Below are 19939 nucleotides of genomic sequence, written 5' to 3' on the forward strand. Positions count from 1 at the left end.
GCCAAGGTGGAGACGCAGCACAAGACCGCCGCGCTGCCTCTTGCGCTCGCCTATGCGGCGCTGATCGTCTATGCCAGCCTTTATCCGTTTGCCGACTGGCGCGACCAGGGCATCGCACCCTGGGCCTATTTGTCGGCGCCGTGGCCCAAGTACTGGACGGGCTTCGATTTCGCGATCAACGTCGGCGGCTACGTGCCCTTCGGCTTTCTTTGCGCGCTGGCCGTGCTGCGCACGCGACGCGACGCGAGCGTCTGGCGCGCCATGCTGCGCGCGACGATCGCCGGGGCGGCGGTGGCCTTTGCGATGGAGACGCTGCAGAGCTACTTGCCGGCGCGCATTCCTTCCAATGTCGACCTGGGGCTGAACACCTCCGGCGCCCTTCTGGGGGCCATGCTGGCGGCGGGGCTGGAGCGCCTGGGCGCGGTGGCGCACTGGAGCCGCACGCGCTCGCAATGGTTCGTCGAAGACTCCCGCGGCGCGCTGGTGCTGCTGGCGCTGTGGCCCATCGCGCTCCTGTTTCCGGCGGCCGTGACCTTTGGGCTCGGCCAGGTGTTCGAGCGGCTCGAAGTCGCCATCTCGGAGTGGCTGCTCGATACGCCTTTCATCGACTGGATGCCGCTTCGCCAGTTCGAGCTCGAGCCGCTGGTGCCCGCCGTCGAACTGCTGTGCGTGATGCTCGGGGCCCTGGTGCCCTGCCTGCTGGCTTTCCTGGTGACGCGCACGGTGGCCCGTCGAGCCGTTTTGCTGCCGCTCACGCTGCTGGCTGGCATTGGCGCCTCGGCGCTGTCGGCGGCCTTGAGCTACGGGCCGGAGCACGCGTGGGCCTGGCTGGGCCTGCCGGTGCAGGTCGGCATTGCGAGCGCCTTGTTTGCGGGCATGCTGCTGCTGGGAGCGCCGCGCCGGCTGTGCGCGGCCTTGCTGCTGGTGGGCCTGGTGATCCAGCTGAGCCTTTTGAACCAGGCGCCCGAGAGTGCCTATTTCGCGCAGACCCTGGCCACCTGGGAACAGGGGCGCTTCATCCGCTTTCACGGCCTGGCACAGTGGCTGGGCTGGGTATGGCCGTTTGCGGTGCTGGCCTATGTGGTGGCCGCGCTGTCGCGCCGCGGCCGCCAGGCCGGTTGAGAGGGTGATCGATGGCGCATGGCGGGCGTCACTAAAATCCATTGATGTCCAGCTCCACTCCCGCCGCGCCGCACGGCTACTACGGCCGCCACATCTTCTTCTGCCTCAACGAGCGCAAGAACGGTGAAGACTGCTGCGCCCTGCACAACGCCCAGCAGGGCTTCGACCGCTGCAAGGCAAAGGTCAAGGAAGCGGGGCTGGCCGGCCCGGGCAAAGTCAGGGTCAACAAGGCCGGCTGTCTCGACCGTTGCGCCGGCGGGCCCGTGGCGGTGGTCTACCCCGAGGCGGTCTGGTACACCTTCGTCGATGCCGAAGACATCGACGAAATCGTCGAATCGCATCTGAAGAACGGCAAGATCGTCGAGCGCCTCGTGCTGCCACCCGATGTCGGCCGCTGAACTTTTCCGGAAGTCCCGCGCTCGTACCGTGCTCCCAGCCCGCCGCAGACGGGCCGCTCCATCCACAGCACCATGAATTCCCAGACCGAAAAGATCCGCCTGCAAGGCGCCGCCGGCGTCATCGAGGTGCAGCGCGACCGGCCGTCCGAGGCCGACAGCACCCGCGGCATCGCGGTCATCGCCCATCCGCATCCGCTGTTCGGCGGCACCATGGACAACAAGGTGGTGCAGACGCTGGCGCGTGCATTCGTCGCCTGCGGCTGGACCGCGGTGCGCTTCAACTTTCGCGGCGTGGGCGCAAGCGAGGGCGTGCACGACGAGGGCCGCGGCGAATGCGAAGACATGCTGAACGTCGTCGACCGGCTCGCCCCCGAGGGCCCGCTGGCCATCGCCGGGTTTTCGTTCGGCGCCTTCGTGGCGAGTTGCGCGGCCGAAAAGCTCTGGGCGTCCCGCGACATTCGGCAGCTTGTGCTCGTCGGAACCGCGGCCTCGCGCTTTTCCGTGGCCACGCTGCCGGCCGAAGCGCATGAGCGCACGCTGGTGGTCCACGGCGAAGCCGATGACACGGTGCCGCTGTCGGCCGTCATGGACTGGGCGCGGCCGCAGTCACTTCCTGTCACGGTTGTCCCCGGAGGCGGCCATTTCTTTCACGGACAATTGCCGCTGCTCAAAAGTCTGGTCGCCCGCCATCTGCGCGCGGGCATCGCATGAAAGCCCTGCGGGCTTGTTTTCGTTATCTCCCAATCTCTCCCATGAATCGTTTTCTTGCCGCGTTTCGCGCCCTGGTGCTGGGCGCCGCCGCTTCGGTCTGCATGATTGCCGCTGCCCAGGTGCCGGCGCCGCCGGAAGTTGCCGCGCGCAGCTACCTGCTGCTCGACGTCACGGCCAACCAGATCCTCGCCCAGAAGGACATCGACAGCCCGGTCGAGCCGGCCTCGCTCACCAAGCTGATGTCGGCCTACATCGTTTTCGACGCTCTGCGCGCCAAGAAGATCACGCTGACCCAGACGATGCCCGTCAGCCAGCGCGCCTGGAAGATGCCGGGTTCGCGCATGTTCATCGACCCCAAGATGCAGGTGCCGGTCGAAGACCTGATCAAGGGGCTCATCGTCCAGTCGGGCAACGACGCCACGGTGGCGCTGGCCGAAGGCGTGGGCGGCACGGTGGAGCATTTCGTCGAGCTCATGAATGCCCAGGCCAAGGTGCTGGGCATGAAGAACACCACCTACAAGAACCCCGAGGGCCTCACCACCCCCGGCCACACCACCACGGCGCGCGACCTGAGCATTCTCGCGACGCGCCTGGTGCGCGACTTCCCCGAAGAAGCCAAGTACTACGCCATCAAGAAGTACCGCTACCCCGGCACGCCCTCGACCAACGACACCAATCGCAACCTGCTGCTGTTCCGCGACCCGACCGTCGACGGCCTCAAGACCGGCCATACCGAGGCGGCCGGCTACTGCATGATCGCCACCGCCAAGCGAGATTTCCCCAACCTGACCGGCGGCCGCCGCCTGTTGTCGATCGTGCTGGGCACCTCGGGCGAAACCGTGCGGGCCAACGAGTCGCAAAAGCTGCTGAACTGGGGCTACACCGCCTACGATGCCGTCCGCCTGTTCGACGCCGGCCAGCCGGCCGCCACGCCGGCGGTCTGGAAGGGCAAGGCCAACACGCTCAAGCTGGGCCGTCCGGAGGCGATCGTGGTCGCGGTACCGGCTGGTACCGCCAACAAGATCAAGACCCAGGTGGCGCGCCCCGATCCGCTGGTGGCGCCGTTCACCAAGTACCAGTCCGTGGGCTCGCTCAAGGTGACCCTGGACGACCAGCCGCTGGCGGACGTGCCGCTGGTGGCGCTGGAAGGCGTCGAGCAGGCGGGTATTTTTGGCCGCGCCTGGGATGCCATTCGGCTCTGGATCAAGTGATGCCCGCGCACTGGAATTGCTGACGGCGGGGTGGACTGCTATACTCGTGGGCTTTTCGGAATTTTCCGAAGGGTTTCACGTTTTCGTTATTCCCGGTTTTCTTTCCTTGCGTCACGTCAAGGAAAGGGCGGCTTCAGGGCCAGGACCGGGGTGTTTTGGGACTAATTCATTCATGCCAACCATCAATCAACTGGTGCGTCAGGGTCGAACGGTCGAAAAGATCAATTCGAAGAGCCCTGCCATGCAGAACTCGCCGCAACGCCGCGGCGTCTGCACCCGCGTCTACACCACGACGCCCAAGAAGCCCAACTCGGCGCTTCGTAAAGTTGCCAAGGTCCGCCTGACCAATGGCTTCGAAGTCATTTCCTACATCGGCGGCGAAGGCCACAACCTGCAGGAACACAGCGTCGTGCTGGTTCGCGGCGGTCGTGTCAAGGACTTGCCCGGTGTTCGCTACCACATCGTGCGCGGCTCGCTCGACCTGCAAGGCGTGAAAGACCGCAAGCAGTCGCGTTCCAAGTACGGCGCGAAGCGTCCCAAGAAGGCTTAAGCCTTCCTGTCGTAAAAAACAAACAAACGGTGTTCGGTTGCCTTGGCGGGCACATCGAACGAAGTGACCCACTGTCGGGTCGAGTAAGTGAGAGTCCGGAATGGCTCTCGCGGTGCCGGAAACGGTGCCAACTGAAGCAAAGAGGTTAGTAACATGCCACGTCGTCGCGAAGTCCCCAAACGTGAAATCCTGCCGGATCCCAAGTACGGCAATGTCGAGCTGTCGAAGTTCATGAACGTGATCATGGAAGGCGGCAAGAAGGCGATCGCCGAGCGCATCATTTATGGCGCGCTCGACTTCATCGAAAAGAAGAACCCTGACAAGGACCCGCTCGAAGCTTTCACCGTTGCCATTAACAACGTGAAGCCGATGGTCGAAGTCAAGTCGCGCCGCGTCGGCGGTGCCAACTACCAGGTGCCGGTCGAAGTGCGTCCGGTGCGCCGCCTGGCGCTCTCGATGCGCTGGATCAAGGAAGCCGCCCGCAAGCGTGGCGAAAAGTCGATGGCCCTGCGTCTGGCCAACGAGCTGATGGAAGCCACGGAAGGCCGTGGCGGCGCCATGAAGAAGCGCGACGAAGTGCACCGCATGGCAGAAGCCAACCGGGCGTTCAGCCACTTCCGCTTCTAAGAATCAAACTTCGCTTGGGCGTTGGGTGTTGAGTGTCGGGCGATGTCGCCCGGGCTCAAGGCCCAGCGCTCAACGCATTTAACCCGAAAGTAAATCATGTCCCGCAAGACCCCCATCGAGCGCTACCGCAACATCGGCATCTCCGCGCACATCGACGCCGGCAAGACCACGACGACCGAGCGCATCCTGTTCTACACCGGTGTGAACCACAAGATCGGTGAAGTGCACGATGGCGCCGCCACGATGGACTGGATGGAGCAAGAGCAGGAGCGTGGCATCACGATCACCTCGGCTGCCACCACCTGCTTCTGGAAGGGCATGGCCGGCAAGTTCGACGAACACCGCATCAACATCATCGACACCCCCGGCCACGTGGACTTCACGATTGAAGTCGAGCGCTCGATGCGCGTGCTGGACGGCGCCGTCATGGTGTACGACGCCGTCGGCGGCGTGCAGCCCCAGTCGGAAACCGTCTGGCGCCAGGCCAACAAGTACAAGGTTCCGCGTCTCGCGTTCGTCAACAAGATGGACCGCACCGGCGCCGACTTCCTGCGCGTGCGCCAGATGATGGTGGACCGCCTGAAGGCCAACCCCGTCGTGATCCAGATCCCGATCGGCGCCGAAGAGCACTTCCAGGGCATCGTCGACCTCGTGAAGATGAAGGCCATCATCTGGGACGAAGACAAGGGCGTGACCTTCACCTACGGTGAAATCCCCGCGAACCTGACCGACGTCTGCAACGAATACCGCGAAAAGCTCGTCGAAGCCGCTGCCGAAGCGAGCGAAGAGCTGATGAACAAGTACCTCGAAGGCGGCGAGCTGAGCGAGGAAGAAATCAAGAAGGCCATCCGCCAGCGCACCATCGCCGGCGAAATCCAGCCGATGCTGTGCGGCTCGGCCTTCAAGAACAAGGGCGTGCAGGCCATGCTCGACGCCGTCGTCGAATACATGCCGTCGCCGCTGGACATCCCCCCGGTTTCGGGTCTGGATGAAGACGAAGCGCCCGTCACCCGCAAGGCTGACGACAACGAGAAGTTCTCGGCCCTCGCGTTCAAGCTGATGACCGACCCGTTCGTGGGCCAGCTGACCTTCGTGCGCGTCTATTCGGGCGTGCTCACCAAGGGCGACAGCGTCTACAACCCGGTGCGCGGCAAGAAGGAACGCATCGGCCGTATCGTGCAGATGCACGCGAACAACCGCGAAGAAGTCAACGAAATCCGCGCTGGCGACATCGCCGCCTGCGTGGGCCTGAAGGAAGTGACCACGGGCGAAACCCTGTGCGACCCGACGGCCATCGTGACGCTCGAGCGCATGGTGTTCCCGGAATCGGTGATCTCGCAGGCCGTCGAGCCCAAGACCAAGGCCGACCAGGAAAAGATGGGCATCGCCCTGCAGCGTCTCGCTCAGGAAGACCCGTCGTTCCGCGTCAAGACCGACGAAGAATCGGGCCAGACCATCATCGCCGGCATGGGCGAGCTGCACCTCGAAATCATCGTGGACCGCATGAAGCGCGAGTTCGGCGTGGAAGCCAACGTGGGTAAGCCCCAGGTTGCCTACCGCGAAACGATCCGCAAGACGGTCGAAGAAGCCGAAGGCAAGTTCGTTCGCCAGTCGGGCGGCAAGGGCCAGTACGGCCACGTCGTGCTCAAGCTCGAGCCGCAGGAAGCCGGCAAGGGCTTCGAGTTCGTCGACGCCATCAAGGGCGGCGTGGTTCCTCGCGAATACATCCCCGCGGTGGAAAAGGGCGTTGTCGAAGCGCTGACCCAGGGCGTGCTGGCGGGCTACCCCGTCGTCGACGTCAAGGTCACGCTGCACTTCGGCTCGTACCACGACGTGGACTCGAACGAAATGGCGTTCAAGATGGCCGCGATCTTCGGTTTCAAGGAAGGCGCCCGCAAGGCCAGCCCCGTGATCCTCGAGCCGATGATGGCCGTGGAAGTCGAAACGCCCGAAGACTACGCCGGCAACGTGATGGGCGACCTGTCCTCACGCCGCGGCATGGTGCAGGGCATGGACGACATGGTTGGTGGCGGCAAGGCCATCAAGGCCGAAGTGCCGCTGTCGGAAATGTTCGGCTACTCGACCACGCTGCGCTCGATGTCGCAAGGCCGCGCCACGTACACGATGGAGTTCAAGCACTACGCCGAAGCTCCGCGCAACGTTGCAGAAGCCATCGTGGCTGCTCGCGCTAAGTAAGGTCCTTGCGGGACAGGCCAGGATTTGCGCAGCAAATTTGCTCTGTCCCCAACTGATTGAAAAGAATGTCGGGACGCGCAGTGCGCGTCCCCTCTTGTCTGCGATCCGGTGCCGCCCTGTTCCCGTGCGGGGCGAACCAGCAATCGGGTGCAGACATAAAACCAATACACGGGAATGCTCTTTCAAGGATTGAAAAATGGCAAAAGGTAAATTCACCCGCACCAAGCCGCACGTGAACGTGGGCACGATCGGTCACGTCGACCACGGCAAGACCACGCTGACGGCGGCCATCGCCACGGTGCTGTCGAGCAAGTTCGGCGGCGAAGCCAAGGCCTACGACCAGATCGACGCGGCGCCCGAAGAAAAGGCCCGCGGCATCACCATCAACACCGCCCACGTCGAGTACGAGACGGCCAACCGCCACTACGCACACGTGGACTGCCCCGGCCACGCCGACTACGTTAAGAACATGATCACCGGCGCTGCCCAGATGGACGGCGCCATCCTGGTGTGCTCGGCCGCCGACGGCCCGATGCCCCAGACCCGCGAGCACATCCTGCTGGCCCGTCAGGTCGGCGTGGGCTACATCATCGTGTTCCTGAACAAGTGCGACATGGTCGACGACGCCGAACTGCTCGAGCTGGTCGAAATGGAAGTGCGCGAACTCCTGGACAAGTACGAGTTCCCGGGCGACGACACCCCCATCATCCACGGCTCGGCCAAGCTCGCCCTGGAAGGCGACAAGGGTCCCCTGGGCGAGCAGGCCATCATGAAGCTGGCCGAGGCCCTCGACACCTACATCCCGACGCCTGAGCGCGCCGTGGACGGCACCTTCCTGATGCCCGTCGAAGACGTGTTCTCGATCTCCGGCCGCGGCACCGTGGTGACCGGCGCTGTCGAGCGCGGCGTGATCAAGGTCGGCGAGGAAATCGAGATCGTGGGCATCCGCCCGACCGTCAAGACCACCTGCACCGGCGTGGAAATGTTCCGCAAGCTGCTGGACCAAGGCCAGGCGGGCGACAACGTCGGCGTGCTGCTGCGCGGCACCAAGCGCGAAGAAGTCGAGCGCGGCCAAGTGCTGTGCAAGCCGGGTTCGATCAAGCCGCACACCCACTTCACCGCTGAAGTCTATGTGCTGTCCAAGGACGAAGGTGGCCGTCACACGCCGTTCTTCAACAACTACCGTCCGCAGTTCTACTTCCGCACGACGGACGTGACCGGCGCGATCGAGTTGCCCAAGGACAAGGAAATGGTCATGCCTGGCGACAACGTCAGCATCACCGTGAAGCTGATCAACCCGATCGCGATGGAAGAAGGCCTGCGCTTCGCCATCCGTGAAGGCGGCCGCACCGTGGGTTCGGGCGTCGTGGCCAAGATCCTCGACATCTAAGCCGGACGCAAAGGAATCATCATGGCCACCAAGCAAAAAATCCGCATCCGCCTGAAGGCGTTCGACTACAAGCTCATCGACCAGTCGGCCGCTGAAATTGTGGACACCGCCAAGCGCACCGGCGCGATCGTCAAGGGCCCCGTGCCCCTGCCGACCCGCATGAAGCGTTTCGACATCCTGCGTTCGCCGCACGTCAACAAGACGTCGCGCGACCAGCTCGAAATCCGCACGCACCAGCGCCTGATGGACATCGTCGACCCGACCGACAAGACCGTGGACGCGCTGATGAAGCTCGACCTGCCGGCCGGCGTGGACGTCGAAATCAAGCTGCAATAAGCACCGCGGCCTCGCGCCGCGTTGTTGATGAAGCCCGACTGCAGAAATGCAGGCGGGCTTTGTTTTTTGTCGCACGGATGTGGCATCCTCGCCGGGGCGGCGGCCCTTCCATCCCGTGGAGAGGCATTGGTCAGCGTCAAACGAGGGCAGCACAGCATGAGACAGGGCATCTCTTTTGTGTCGGGTGTGATGGCGTGCATCACGGCCGCATCGCTGCTGGTCGGCTGCGGCGGTGGTGGGGGCGGAGGAGGCGGCGGTGGCCTGCCCTTTTTGCCGACAGTTTCTGGGGCGGCGAGCGCGGTGACGCTGAGCGGTACGGCCACATATGAATCGGTTCCGAACCCGGATGGCACGCTGGTTTATGCCAGCGCCGCGCCCAAGCCGGTGCGCGGCGCGCTGCTGGAAGTGCTCGATGCGGCAACCTCCGCGCAGCTGGCCGCGGCGACCACAGACGACAACGGCGCCTATTCGGTGTCTGTGCCTGCAAACACGGCAGTCGCCGTGCGCGTCAAGGCCCAATTGGCCCGCAGCGGGCCGGGCGCAAGCTGGGATGTGACGGTGCGTGACAACACCCGGTCCGGCGCGCTGTACAGCATGCAGACCCCCGCTTTCTCGTCGGGTGCGGTGGCGCTGGTGCGCGACATCCATGCGCCGTCGGGCTGGGGCGGCTCGAGCTATACCGGCGATCGGGCGGCAGCGCCTTTTGCGGTACTCGATGCGATCTACGCCGCCATGCAGAAGGTGATGTCGGTCGCCCCGGCCACGGCGTTTCCGGTGCTGCGCGTGTACTGGAGCATCAACAACGCGCCGTCTCCCGGCAGTGTCGCGGCAGGGCAGATCGGCACGACTTTCTTCGTCAACAGAAGCAGCGGCCGCGAAATCTATGTGCTCGGCAAGGAAGACGTGGATACCGACGAATACGACAATTCGGTGATCGCGCATGAATGGGGCCATTACTACCAATCGGCCTTCAGCCGCGACGATTCGATGGGTGGTTCCCATTCGCAGAGCCAGCGCCTCGATCGCCGGCTTGCCTTCTCCGAGGGCTGGGGCAACGCCTGGTCGGGCATCGCGCTCGGACGTCGAAACTATGTCGACTCGGGCGGCCCCCAGCAGGCGGCGCCGCAGTTCAGCATCAACATCGACCTCGCTGCCGGCGCCGCGACGACGCCGGGCTGGTACCGCGAGCCTTCGATCCAGTCGATTTTCTGGAATCTCAATCAACAGGTCGGTTTCAAGCCGATCCATGACACCCTGACCGGAATCCTCTTCAGGAGCGGCGCCGCCGTCACATCGATTCATCCGTTCGCGGCGGCCTTCAATGCGACGGCGCCGACGAGCGCCGCATCGCTGGCAACCTTGCTCGCCGGGCAGGACATCCACGCAACGGGCAACGATCCCTACGGCGGCGCGGAGACGAACGATGGCGGAATCGCGATCACGCTTCCGATGTACAGGGTCGCGACCGTCGGCGGCGCGCCGACCCAGGCCTGCGTTTCCAATTCGGCCGGTACCGACAACAAGCTGGGCAGCTTCTCCTACCTTCGCTTCACCGCGCCTGCCAGCCGCAGCTACCAGATCGTGGTCAACGGAGGTCAGGCCGGGTCGAATCCCGATTTCGACCTCTTCAGAGGCGGATTCATTGCTCGAGAAAGCAATACGGTCAGCCTGTCGGCTGGCGAGTACGTTCTTGCAGTGACGGACCTCAACAATACGGACACATGCTTCAACGTCTCCATCCAGTAGCAGTAAAGGCCGCCATGCACATCCGATCGAACTCGATGATGGCCATCGCATACCTCGCGCTGGCCTCGTTGTCGGCGCCGGCCGCGGCGGACGGCGACCCTGCGGCGCGCAGCGCCAAGCCCAAGCATGCGGGGGCGCAGCACGGCACCGCGCCCATGACCACCGCACCGCAAAAGCCCGGAAGTTCCGGAGTCAAGCTCCAATACCGCCTCGACGCCACGCCGCAAGTGGGCCGGGCAACGCCCGTCGTGCTGCAGTTCGATGACGTGACCGAGGCTGAGGGCGCCACGGTCCGCCTGAGTGCCGACCGCGGGCTGACGCTCCAGGGCAACAGCACGCTGAGGCTGCCGGCGGGCAAGCGAACCACGGCCACCGTCGTCGTGGTGAGCGAGGCCGAAGGCCTGGCCTACCTCAATGTGTTCATCATCCAGGGCGGCGCCTCGAGCGCGATTTCGGTCCCCATCCAGACCGGAATGGCGGCGCCCGCCCTGAAATCCCCAGGCGAGATGAAGCCCACGCCGGGCGGTGACGGCATCATCACGATGCCGGTGAAATAGGTAAAACGCAGGCCCGCTCCGGGGCTGAACACGCCCTGGGGCCGCTTCGCAACGCTGCTTGCACTGCGCCCGCATCGCGGGCTATAATCGCTGGCTCCGCCCTTCTTGCGTCTATGCGGACGCCATGGGAGCGGAGATTTATCAACCTTCTTTCGCAGGCCGGGCACCTTCAGGGACCGGCCAAACGCTGTCGCCAATTGAAGTGGCAGCGGCGAGGGGAGTTTCCATTTTTGGAGAAAACAAATGAGTCTGAGCAACTCCCTCGGGTTGCTGGGCCGCAAGGTGGGGATGATGCGTCTCTTCACCGATGACGGGGACGCAGTTCCTGTCACGGTGGTGGATGTGTCCAACAACCGTGTGACCCAGATCAAGTCGCAAGAGACCGACGGCTACGTCGCACTGCAAGTGACGTTCGGTTCGCGCAAAGCATCGCGCGTGACCAAGCCGCAAGCCGGCCACCTCGCCAAGGCGGGTGTCGAAGCTGGTGAAATCATCCGCGAATTCCGCGTGACCGCCGACACCGCCGGCCAGCACAAGGCTGGTGGCGTCATCGCCGCGAGCAGCGTGTTCTCGGTGGGCCAGAAGGTCGACGTGCAAGGCACCTCGATCGGCAAGGGCTACGCCGGCACCATCAAGCGCCACAACATGAGCTCGCAACGCGCGTCGCACGGTAACAGCCGTTCGCACAACGTTCCCGGCTCGATCGGTATGGCACAGGACCCCGGTCGCGTGTTCCCCGGCAAGCGCATGACGGGCCACCTCGGCGACGTCACCAAGACCACGCAGAACCTCGATGTGTTCCGCATCGACGAAGCGCGTCAACTGCTGCTCATCAAGGGCGCGATCCCGGGCGCAAAGGGTGGCTTCGTCACCGTGCGTCCCGCCATCAAGGCCAAGCCGCAAGCGGCCGAAGGAGCGAAGTAATGCAACTCGAACTCCTGAACGAACAAGGCCAGGCCGCGTCGAAGTACGACGCCCCCGAGACCGTGTTCGGCCGTGACTACAACGAAGACCTGGTCCACCAGATCGTCGTTGCATTCCAGGCCAACGCCCGCCAAGGCACGCGCGCCCAGAAGGACCGCGAACAGGTCAAGCACTCGACCAAGAAGCCTTTCAAGCAAAAGGGAACGGGCCGCGCCCGCGCCGGTATGACGTCCTCGCCGCTGTGGCGCGGGGGTGGCCGGATTTTCCCGAACATGCCTGACGAAAACTTCTCGCAGAAGATCAACAAGAAGATGTACCGCGCCGGCATGGCCGCCATCTTCTCGCAGCTCGCTCGCGAAGGCCGTCTGGCCGTGGTGGATTCGCTGACCGTGGATTCGCCCAAGACGAAGCCGCTGGCAGCCCGTTTCAAGGCAATGAATCTCGAGTCCGTGCTCGTGATCGCCGAAGAAGTCGACGAAAACCTGTACCTTGCCTCGCGCAATCTGGTCAACATTCTCGTGGTCGAACCCCGCTACGCCGATCCGGTGTCGCTGGTCCACTACAAGAAGGTGCTGGTCACCAAGGGTGCCGTCGACAAGCTCAAGGAGATGTTCGCATGAGCCGCGTGAACCCTACCGCCGCTGAACGTACGTTCGAAGAAGGCCGCCTGATGGCGGTGCTGGTCGCCCCGATCGTGTCCGAAAAGGCAACGATGGTCGGCGAAAAGTCGAACGCTGTCACTTTCAAGGTGCTGCAAGACGCCACCAAGCCCGAGATCAAGGCCGCTGTCGAACTGATGTTCAAGGTCGAAGTCCAGGGCGTGTCGGTGCTCAACACCAAGGGCAAGACCAAGCGCTTTGGCAAGTCCATCGGCCGCCGCGACAACGTTCGCAAGGCCTATGTGACCCTGAAGCCCGGTCAAGAGCTCAACCTCGTCGGGGAAGGCGCTTAATCATGGCCGTCATCAAGATGAAACCCACTTCGCCGGGCCAACGCGGCGCGGTGAAGATTTCGCGGGACCACCTGTTCAAGGGTGCTCCTCACGCGCCTCTGCTGGAACCCCAGTTCCAGAAGGCCGGCCGCAACAACAACGGCCACATCACGATCCGTCATCGTGGCGGCGGTGCCAAGCACCACTACCGCGTTGTCGACTTCGTGCGCAACAAGGACGGCATCCCGGCCAAGGTCGAACGCATCGAATACGACCCGAACCGTACCGCCCACATCGCCCTGGTCTGCTACGCCGACGGCGAGCGCCGCTACATCATCGCCCCGCGCGGTCTTGAGGCTGGTGCCACGCTGCTGAGCGGTTCGGAAGCCCCGATCCGCGCCGGCAACACGCTGCCGATCCGCAACATTCCGGTCGGCTCGACGATCCACTGCATCGAACTGCAACCCGGCAAGGGCGCGCAGATCGCACGTTCGGCCGGCACGTCGGCCACGCTGCTGGCTCGCGAAGGCGTCTACGCCCAGGTCCGCATGCGTTCGGGTGAGGTGCGCCGCATCCACATCGAATGCCGCGCCACCATCGGTGAAGTCGCGAACGAAGAGCACAGCCTGCGCCAACTCGGCAAGGCCGGTGTGAAGCGTCACATGGGTATTCGCCCGACCGTTCGCGGTGTGGTGATGAACCCGGTCGACCACCCGCACGGTGGTGGCGAAGGCAAGACTGGCGAAGGCCGCCATCCTGTCGACCCATGGGGCAACCTGACCAAGGGCTACCGTACCCGTAACAACAAGCGCACGCAGGTCTTCATCGTGTCGCGCCGCAAGAAGTAAGGGATAGCAAATGACTCGCTCTCTCAAAAAGGGTCCGTTTGTTGACCATCACCTCGTGGCCAAGGCCGACAAGGCTGTGACGACGAAGGACAAGAAGCCGATCAAGACCTGGTCGCGCCGCTCGATGGTTCTGCCCGAGTTCATCGGCCTGACCATTGCCGTGCACAACGGCAAGCAGCACGTGCCTGTCTACATTACCGATCAAATGGTCGGCCACAAGCTCGGCGAATTTGCGCTCACGCGCACGTTCAAGGGGCACCCCGCGGACAAGAAAGTCCAGAAGAAGTAAGGAACGACCATGTCTGAAACACGTGCAGTCCTCCGCGGTGTCCGCCTCTCGGTCGACAAGGGCCGTCTGGTCGCTGACCTGATCCGCGGCAAGAAGGTTGATCAAGCGCTCAACGTTCTGCAATTCACGCAGAAAAAGGCCGCTGTGATCATCAAGAAGGTGCTCGAGTCGGCAATTGCCAACGCCGAGCACAACGATGGCGCCGATATCGACGAACTGAAGGTCAAGACCATCTACGTCGAGCAAGGTGCCACGCTCAAGCGCTTCACGGCGCGAGCCAAGGGTCGCGGTAACCGCATCAGCAAGCCCACGTGCCATGTGTACGTGACGGTTGGCAACTAAGAACGCCTGGAAGAAATATGGGACAGAAAATCCATCCGACCGGCTTCCGCCTTGCGGTTACCCGTAATTGGTCCAGCCGCTGGTACGCAAGCGACCGCGATTTCGCGGGCATGCTGGCCGAAGACATCAAGGTTCGCGAATACCTGAAGAAGAAGCTGAAGAACGCTTCGGTCTCGCGCGTCATGATCGAGCGTCCCGCCAAGAACGCACGCATCACGATCTACTCGGCTCGTCCGGGCGTCGTGATCGGCAAGAAGGGCGAAGACATCGAGAACCTCAAGCGCGAACTGGGCAAGCAGCTCGGCGTGCCGGTGGCAGTGAACATCGAAGAAGTGCGCAAGCCCGAAATCGATGCCCAGCTGATCGCCGACAGCATCACGCAGCAGCTCGAAAAGCGGATCATGTTCCGCCGCGCCATGAAGCGCGCCATGCAGAACGCCATGCGTCTGGGTGCCCAAGGCATCAAGATCATGTCGGCTGGCCGCCTGAACGGCATCGAAATCGCTCGTACCGAGTGGTATCGCGAAGGTCGCGTGCCCCTCCACACGCTGCGCGCCGACATCGACTACGGCACCTCGGAAGCCAAGACCACCTACGGCGTCATCGGCGTCAAGGTCTGGGTCTACAAGGGCGACACGCTGGGTCGTAACGACCTGCCGGCCGTCGAAACGCCGCGTCCCGACGAAGAGCGTCGTCCGCGTGGTCCGCGCCGTGATGGCCGCCCGGGTGGCGACCGTCCGGGTTCGGACCGTCGTGGTCCCGGCCCGCGCGCCGGTGCCCGTGGCCCGATCGGTGGCAACACCGCCCCGGCCGACGGCAGCGACAAGCCCGCAGAAGCCACTGGCGCAGCTCCCGCTGCTCCGGGTGCAGACTCGAAACCCGCCGTTAAGCGCGTCCGCAAAGCCGCGCCAGCTGCAGCAGCTGACGGTGCCAAGACCGAGTGATCGGTCTTAGAACTACGGAGTATTAAAAATGCTGCAACCTGCACGCAGAAAGTTCCGCAAGGAACAAAAGGGCCGCAACACCGGCGTCGCAACCCGGGGCAACTCGGTTGCCTTCGGTGACTTCGGTCTCAAATGCACCGACCGCGGCCGCCTCACGGCGCGCCAGATCGAAGCCGCTCGCCGCGCGATTTCGCGTCACGTGAAGCGCGGTGGCCGTATCTGGATCCGCGTGTTCCCGGACAAGCCGATCTCGACCAAGCCCGCCGAAGTGCGGATGGGTAACGGTAAGGGCAACCCCGAGTACTACGTCGCTGAAATCCAGCCTGGCAAGATCGTGTTCGAGATCGTCGGCGTGCCCGAAGAACTCGCCCGCGAAGCGTTCCGCCTGGCCGCCGCCAAGCTTCCGCTGCGCACGACGTTCGTCGCTCGCCAGCTCGGCGCCTGAGAGGAGAACATCCATGGCAACACGTAAGAAAAAAGAAACTGCGGCTCCGGCCAAGGTGACCAAGGCTGCAACCCTGCGCACGAAGGACGTCGCAGGCCTGCAAGCTGAAATCAAGGACCTGCAGAAGGCCCATTTCGGCCTGCGCATGCAGAAAGCCACGCAACAGCTGTCGAACACCTCGACGCTGCGCGTGACGCGCCGCGACATCGCGCGCGCCAAGACCATTCTTGCTCAGAAGCAGCAAGAAACCCAAGCCGCCAAGTAAGGAGTGAACATGACGGAAGCTAAAAAATCCCTCAAGCGCACCTTGATCGGCAAGGTGGTCAGCGACAAGCGTGCCAAGACCGTGACCGTGCTGGTCGAGCGCCGTGTGAAGCACGAGCTCTACGGCAAGATCGTGGCCAAGACGAGCAAGTACCACGCCCATGACGAAAAGGGCGAGTACAAGCTGGGCGACACCATCGAGATCACGGAAAGCCGTCCGATCTCGAAGACCAAGAACTGGGTCGTGACCCGCCTGGTCGAGAAGGCCGTGCTGGTCTGATCACTGGTTGATCGAACTCGGGAAGCCCCGCGAAGGCAACCCACCCGGAAACGGCCCACAATGTGGGCCGTTTTTCTTTTTCAGGAGCACTCAGATGATCAAAGTCGGCGACACCCTTCCTTCGGCAACCCTGCAGGAATATTCCGAGGTCGAGGGCGAAGGCTGCAGCATCGGCCCGAACCCGGTGGACGTGAGCAAGGCCACGGCCGGCAAGACCATTGCGCTGTTCGCGCTGCCCGGCGCCTTCACGCCGACCTGCTCGGCCAAGCACGTGCCCGGCTATGTGCAGCACTTCGACGACTTCAAGGCCGCCGGCGTGGACGAGATCTGGTGCGTGAGCGTGAACGACGCTTTCGTGATGGGCGCCTGGGCACGCGACCAGAAGACCGGCACCAAGGTGCGCATGCTGGCCGACGGCAGCGCCGATTTCGCCAAGGCGACCGGCCTCACGCTCGACCTGACCGGCCGCGGCATGGGCCTGCGCAGCAACCGCTATTCGATGCTCGTGAAGGACGGCAAGGTTGCCTCGCTCAACGTCGAGGCACCGGGCAAGTTCGAGGTCAGCAACGCCGAGACGCTGCTGGCGCAAGCCCGCGGCTAAAGCTCCACCTTGAGGTAGTGCGCGCCCGCAATCGGGTTGTGATAGTAGGGCGGCACTTCCTCGAAGCCCAGGTCTTCATAGAGCGCGCGGGCCGATTCCATGTCGTCCAGCGTGTCGAGCAGCACGCAGGCATAGCCCGCGCCGCGCGCGGCATCGAGGATGGCTTCGGCAAGTTGCCGTCCGACGCCGAGCCCGCGAAAGCCGGGCCGCACGTACAGCCGCTTCATCTCCGCGCAATTGGCGTAGTCGGCATTGTCGAGCGGGCGCAGGGCACAGCACCCGGCCACGTGCGCCAGCGTTCCACCGGATCGCAGGAGGGTCGGCGCCTGCTGTCCGGTGTCCTCCTTGATATGGGCCGGATCGACCAGGGCGAGCAGCAGGGCGCCGCGCGGCTCCGCGTAGTCGCCCGGCAGGCCGGCCACTTCGTCGTCGAAGTTCTGGAAGCACAGGTCGATGCCCAGCGAAGCGGCGTAGTCGCGAAAGATCGCGCGCGTTGCATCGATCTCATGAGGTTCGTCGGGCGTCAACAGCACGACGGCCGGCGTGTCGGCCAGCGGCAGGGGGCGCGAAACCGAGGAACTCATACGCGCAGCGACGCAATCCAGTACGCCACGCCTGCACACATGGCGAACAGCACCAGCGCAAGCCCGCGCGAGGCGGTGTCATCGCGGCTTGGCGTCACCTGGCTTGCGGCACCGGCCGCTGTGATCAGCTTGTCGCCCGAAACCATGGGCCGCACCAGGCGATGCCGCTTGACCAGCACATAGAAGAGCACCGCCAGCACATGCAGGCTCACGAGCGCAATCATGAGCGTCTTGCCTTGCGATTTGTGCCAACCGGTTGCAAGGCTCACCACTGCACTCGAAACGAAGCGCGTAAGCGGCCCCGCGGCCGAAACCTCGTCGTCCGCCACCAGCCCCGTGCCCACCTGCACCGCAAGCACCGCCAGCACCGCGAACACCGACAGTGCGCCCAGCGGCGTATGGCCGATCACATGATGGGGGTGGGCCCGCCCGCGCAGGTATGCGACGACGGAGCCCGGGCCGTAGAAGAACGAGGCAAAACGCGACCAGCGCCCGCCCACGAAGCCCCAGCACAGGCGGAACAGCAGCAAGGCGAGCACCGTGTAGCCCAGGCGGAAGTGCCACTCCATCACGCCGCCCAGGCCGGTGGCGATCAGGCCGACGACGGCGGCGCTCAGTGTCCAGTGGAAAACCCGCGTGGGCAGGTCCCAGATGCGTGCTCGGACGGGGGGATCGGACGCTGCGGCCGGCATGGAGGCCACGGAGGAGTCGGTCATCGAGAAGGCTGGGTGCGCAAAACTGCGGAAGGCGCAGATTAGCAAAGTCCGGCCGGCTTCATGCTTCGGGTTGTCGCTATGCGCGCTGTAACGGTGCCTCTACACTCGGCGCGGCGCCGCTTTCGACGGTGTCGTACCAACTATAAGGACCCCCCCGATGATTCGACTTGCTTCGTTCGCCCTGGCCGCTGCGTGCGCCGCGATTTCCCTGCCGGCTGCGGCCCAGTTCGCCAAGCCCGAGGACGCCGTCAAGTACCGCCAGAGCGCGCTGTTCGTGATGGGCCAGCATTTCAGCCGTGTCGGTGCCATGGCCAACGGCCGCGTCCCCTACGACGCGGCGGCCGCCACAGCCAACGCCGAGATCGTGGCCGAAATGGCCAAGTTGCCCTGGGCCGGTTTTGCCGCCGCAACCGAGGGCGGCAAGAGCAAGCCCGAGGTCTGGAAGGAAACCGCGAAGTTCAAGGAACACCAGGACAAGATGATCGCCGAGACCGGCAAGCTGGTGGTCGCGGCCAAGGCGGGCAACATCGACGCGCTCAAGGCCCAGTTCGGCTCGACCGCCGGGAGCTGCAAGGCCTGCCACGACAGCTTCCGCAACCAGTAAGTCGTCGCAGAAAGGCAAAAGGCGCTCAGTGGAGCGTGGTTTCCGGCAGCCCAGACCGGCCGCGCCTGCCCCTTCCAGAAACACCGGGGAACCGGCTCTGCCGGACCTCTGGTGTTGCCCCCGGTAGGGGGTGGGAGAAGCGACACGAAGTGCGCGGAGCCTGGGGGCGAGCCAAGGCTAAGCCTCGGCGAGCAATTTCTCGATCAGCTTGTGGAGTTCGGCGAAATCGGGCTCGCCCACGTAGCGCTTCACGATCTCGCCCTTCTTGTTGACCAGGTAAGTGGTGGGCGTGAGCTTCACGTCGCCCCAGGCCTGCGCCACGCTGCCGGTGTTGTCGATCGCCACCTTGAACGGCAGCTTGCGGGTTTCGGCAAAGTTGACGACGTAGCTCGGCGGGTCGTAGCTCATGGCCACCGCCAGCGTGTCGTAGCCCTTCGACTTGTACTTGTCGTAGGTGGCGATGACCTTCGGCATCTCGGCCACGCAGGTCACACAGCTCGTGGCCCAGAAGTTGACCAGGGTGACCTTGCCCTTCAAGTCATCCGTGCTCTTCTTGCTTCCGTCGAGCAGCACGAAGGTCGAGGCCGGCGCAGCCGTGGCGCCCGAACCCAGGTACACGCCCACGCCGGCGGCCAATGCAAGCACGACTGAGGCGACGGCGATGTATTTTTTCATGGCAACTGAGAGAGAGGGGCGGCGCGATTTTAGTTCCGCCGGGCGGATCGTGCCGGGGCGTGCCCCCGGGCGGCTCGATAATCGTTCCCCGATGCTGTCGTCTGTTTCCCGCTCCTGGCCTGCGCTGTCCGCAGCCACCGCCGCCGTTGCGCTTGCAGCCTGCAGCCCGACCTTCAACTGGCGCGAGGTGCCGATTGCCGATGCCGGCCTGGTCGCCCTGCTGCCCTGCAAGCCCGACCGCGCCAACCGTGCCTTGCCGCTCGGCGCCGAGTCGGTGCAGGTCGACATGGCGGGTTGCGAGACCGGGGGCGCGACCTTTGCCATTGCCCATGCATCCGCCGGGAGCCCCGCGCAGGCCGAGGCCTGGCTCGCTGCGTGGCGCGCGGCCATGCGCAGCCAGCTGGCCGACGCGCAGCTGACCGAAGGCGCCGCCGCCTTGCAACGCGCCACCTTGGCCCCCGCGCCAGCGCGGCTCGATGCGCAGCCGGCCCAAAAGGGCGCCGCGCCCGTCCAGGTGCTCTGGTTCGCCCAATCCCAAAAAGACGGCAGCGTTGCGCTCTACCAGGCCACGGTGCTCGGGCGGCCTTCGTCCCCCGAGGCAGCGAAGACTTTCTTCGAGGGGCTGCGTCTCCCGTGAGCGCGGCAACC

The 19939-nt window shown here is 64.4% G+C and carries 27 protein-coding genes; 24 read left to right on the forward strand and 3 right to left on the reverse strand.

Features of this window, described 5'->3' with window-relative positions; all coding sequences use genetic code 11:
• The first annotated feature begins 6 nt into the window (after positions 1-6).
• The 22 genes from ACAM55_RS01365 (at position 7) to ACAM55_RS01470 (ending at position 16712) form a co-directional block, all read left to right on the forward strand.
• Positions 7-1122: a VanZ family protein gene (locus ACAM55_RS01365; protein ID WP_369654338.1), complete on the forward strand. Its 1116-nt coding sequence runs from the start codon at positions 7-9 to the stop codon at positions 1120-1122.
• Between the two features lie 44 nt (positions 1123-1166).
• Complete coding sequence (locus ACAM55_RS01370) at positions 1167-1520, forward strand: ferredoxin (protein WP_369654339.1); 354 nt, start codon at positions 1167-1169, stop codon at positions 1518-1520.
• Between the two features lie 72 nt (positions 1521-1592).
• Positions 1593-2231 carry an alpha/beta hydrolase gene (locus ACAM55_RS01375; protein ID WP_369654340.1) on the forward strand — a complete coding sequence of 213 codons (639 nt, stop codon included), beginning with the start codon at positions 1593-1595 and terminating at the stop codon, positions 2229-2231.
• 41 nt (positions 2232-2272) lie between these two features.
• On the forward strand, positions 2273-3442 hold the full coding sequence (locus ACAM55_RS01380; RefSeq protein ID WP_369654341.1) for a D-alanyl-D-alanine carboxypeptidase family protein: 1170 nt from the start codon (positions 2273-2275) through the stop codon (positions 3440-3442).
• Between the two features lie 172 nt (positions 3443-3614).
• Positions 3615-3992: a 30S ribosomal protein S12 gene (gene rpsL, locus ACAM55_RS01385; protein WP_013543948.1), complete on the forward strand. Its 378-nt coding sequence runs from the start codon at positions 3615-3617 to the stop codon at positions 3990-3992.
• A 153-nt stretch (positions 3993-4145) separates the two neighbouring features.
• Positions 4146-4619 carry a 30S ribosomal protein S7 gene (rpsG, locus tag ACAM55_RS01390; protein WP_013543947.1) on the forward strand — a complete coding sequence of 158 codons (474 nt, stop codon included), beginning with the start codon at positions 4146-4148 and terminating at the stop codon, positions 4617-4619.
• 96 nt (positions 4620-4715) lie between these two features.
• Entirely contained in the window at positions 4716-6815 is a 2100-nt protein-coding gene (gene fusA / locus ACAM55_RS01395) for an elongation factor G (protein WP_369654342.1), read from the forward strand.
• Positions 6816-7011: 196 nt separating this feature from the next.
• Complete coding sequence (gene tuf / locus ACAM55_RS01400) at positions 7012-8205, forward strand: elongation factor Tu (RefSeq protein WP_369653460.1); 1194 nt, start codon at positions 7012-7014, stop codon at positions 8203-8205.
• Between the two features lie 21 nt (positions 8206-8226).
• Positions 8227-8541: a 30S ribosomal protein S10 gene (gene rpsJ / locus ACAM55_RS01405; RefSeq protein ID WP_007838118.1), complete on the forward strand. Its 315-nt coding sequence runs from the start codon at positions 8227-8229 to the stop codon at positions 8539-8541.
• 156 nt (positions 8542-8697) lie between these two features.
• On the forward strand, positions 8698-10287 hold the full coding sequence (locus ACAM55_RS01410; protein ID WP_369654343.1) for a hypothetical protein: 1590 nt from the start codon (positions 8698-8700) through the stop codon (positions 10285-10287).
• Between the two features lie 14 nt (positions 10288-10301).
• Positions 10302-10844, forward strand: coding sequence for a hypothetical protein (locus ACAM55_RS01415; RefSeq protein WP_369654344.1), 543 nt, complete (start codon positions 10302-10304; stop codon positions 10842-10844).
• Positions 10845-11087: 243 nt separating this feature from the next.
• Positions 11088-11768, forward strand: coding sequence for a 50S ribosomal protein L3 (gene rplC, locus ACAM55_RS01420; RefSeq protein WP_157616207.1), 681 nt, complete (start codon positions 11088-11090; stop codon positions 11766-11768).
• Positions 11768-12388 carry a 50S ribosomal protein L4 gene (gene rplD / locus ACAM55_RS01425; protein WP_013543942.1) on the forward strand — a complete coding sequence of 207 codons (621 nt, stop codon included), beginning with the start codon at positions 11768-11770 and terminating at the stop codon, positions 12386-12388. Before rplC ends, rplD begins: the two co-directional genes overlap by 1 nt.
• The gene (rplW, locus tag ACAM55_RS01430) at positions 12385-12720 is read left to right on the forward strand and encodes a 50S ribosomal protein L23 (protein ID WP_007838129.1); all 336 of its coding nucleotides are present in this window, start codon (positions 12385-12387) and stop codon (positions 12718-12720) included. The genes rplD and rplW overlap by 4 nt, the downstream gene beginning before the upstream one ends.
• Before the next feature lie 2 nt (positions 12721-12722).
• On the forward strand, positions 12723-13547 hold the full coding sequence (rplB, locus tag ACAM55_RS01435; protein WP_015867666.1) for a 50S ribosomal protein L2: 825 nt from the start codon (positions 12723-12725) through the stop codon (positions 13545-13547).
• A 10-nt stretch (positions 13548-13557) separates the two neighbouring features.
• Complete coding sequence (gene rpsS / locus ACAM55_RS01440; protein WP_007838132.1) at positions 13558-13836, forward strand: 30S ribosomal protein S19; 279 nt, start codon at positions 13558-13560, stop codon at positions 13834-13836.
• Positions 13837-13845: 9 nt separating this feature from the next.
• Complete coding sequence (gene rplV, locus ACAM55_RS01445) at positions 13846-14178, forward strand: 50S ribosomal protein L22 (RefSeq protein WP_007838134.1); 333 nt, start codon at positions 13846-13848, stop codon at positions 14176-14178.
• A gap of 17 nt (positions 14179-14195) precedes the next feature.
• Positions 14196-15122 (forward strand): 30S ribosomal protein S3, encoded by a 927-nt coding sequence (gene rpsC / locus ACAM55_RS01450; protein WP_028259872.1) that lies wholly within the window; start codon positions 14196-14198, stop codon positions 15120-15122.
• A gap of 28 nt (positions 15123-15150) precedes the next feature.
• Positions 15151-15567 (forward strand): 50S ribosomal protein L16, encoded by a 417-nt coding sequence (gene rplP, locus ACAM55_RS01455; protein WP_015867664.1) that lies wholly within the window; start codon positions 15151-15153, stop codon positions 15565-15567.
• A 55-nt stretch (positions 15568-15622) separates the two neighbouring features.
• Positions 15623-15832: a 50S ribosomal protein L29 gene (gene rpmC / locus ACAM55_RS01460; RefSeq protein WP_026284221.1), complete on the forward strand. Its 210-nt coding sequence runs from the start codon at positions 15623-15625 to the stop codon at positions 15830-15832.
• A gap of 9 nt (positions 15833-15841) precedes the next feature.
• A complete protein-coding gene (gene rpsQ / locus ACAM55_RS01465) occupies positions 15842-16111 on the forward strand; it encodes a 30S ribosomal protein S17 (RefSeq protein WP_015867662.1) in 270 nt (89 codons plus the stop codon).
• A 94-nt stretch (positions 16112-16205) separates the two neighbouring features.
• Positions 16206-16712, forward strand: coding sequence for a peroxiredoxin (locus ACAM55_RS01470; RefSeq protein ID WP_021012787.1), 507 nt, complete (start codon positions 16206-16208; stop codon positions 16710-16712).
• On the opposite strand, the gene ACAM55_RS01475 is transcribed toward ACAM55_RS01470, so the two are convergent.
• Both ACAM55_RS01475 and ACAM55_RS01480 read right to left on the reverse strand, forming a co-directional pair.
• Complete coding sequence (locus ACAM55_RS01475; RefSeq protein WP_369654345.1) at positions 16709-17296, reverse strand: GNAT family N-acetyltransferase; 588 nt, start codon at positions 17294-17296, stop codon at positions 16709-16711. The genes ACAM55_RS01470 and ACAM55_RS01475 overlap by 4 nt on opposite strands.
• A complete protein-coding gene (locus tag ACAM55_RS01480; protein ID WP_369654346.1) occupies positions 17293-18012 on the reverse strand; it encodes a cytochrome b/b6 domain-containing protein in 720 nt (239 codons plus the stop codon). Before ACAM55_RS01480 ends, ACAM55_RS01475 begins: the two co-directional genes overlap by 4 nt.
• Before the next feature lie 157 nt (positions 18013-18169).
• Between ACAM55_RS01480 and ACAM55_RS01485 the strand changes: the two genes are divergently transcribed.
• Entirely contained in the window at positions 18170-18616 is a 447-nt protein-coding gene (locus ACAM55_RS01485) for a cytochrome c (protein WP_369654347.1), read from the forward strand.
• A 177-nt stretch (positions 18617-18793) separates the two neighbouring features.
• Here the strand turns inward: ACAM55_RS01485 and ACAM55_RS01490 are convergent, their stop codons facing one another.
• Positions 18794-19291 carry a TlpA disulfide reductase family protein gene (locus ACAM55_RS01490; RefSeq protein ID WP_369654348.1) on the reverse strand — a complete coding sequence of 166 codons (498 nt, stop codon included), beginning with the start codon at positions 19289-19291 and terminating at the stop codon, positions 18794-18796.
• A gap of 91 nt (positions 19292-19382) precedes the next feature.
• Between ACAM55_RS01490 and ACAM55_RS01495 the strand changes: the two genes are divergently transcribed.
• Complete coding sequence (locus ACAM55_RS01495) at positions 19383-19928, forward strand: hypothetical protein (protein WP_369654349.1); 546 nt, start codon at positions 19383-19385, stop codon at positions 19926-19928.
• Positions 19929-19939 lie beyond the last annotated feature (11 nt).

This window comes from Variovorax sp. V213, from assembly GCF_041154455.1.
In the GTDB taxonomy this organism is placed as follows: Bacteria; Pseudomonadota; Gammaproteobacteria; order Burkholderiales; family Burkholderiaceae_C; genus Variovorax.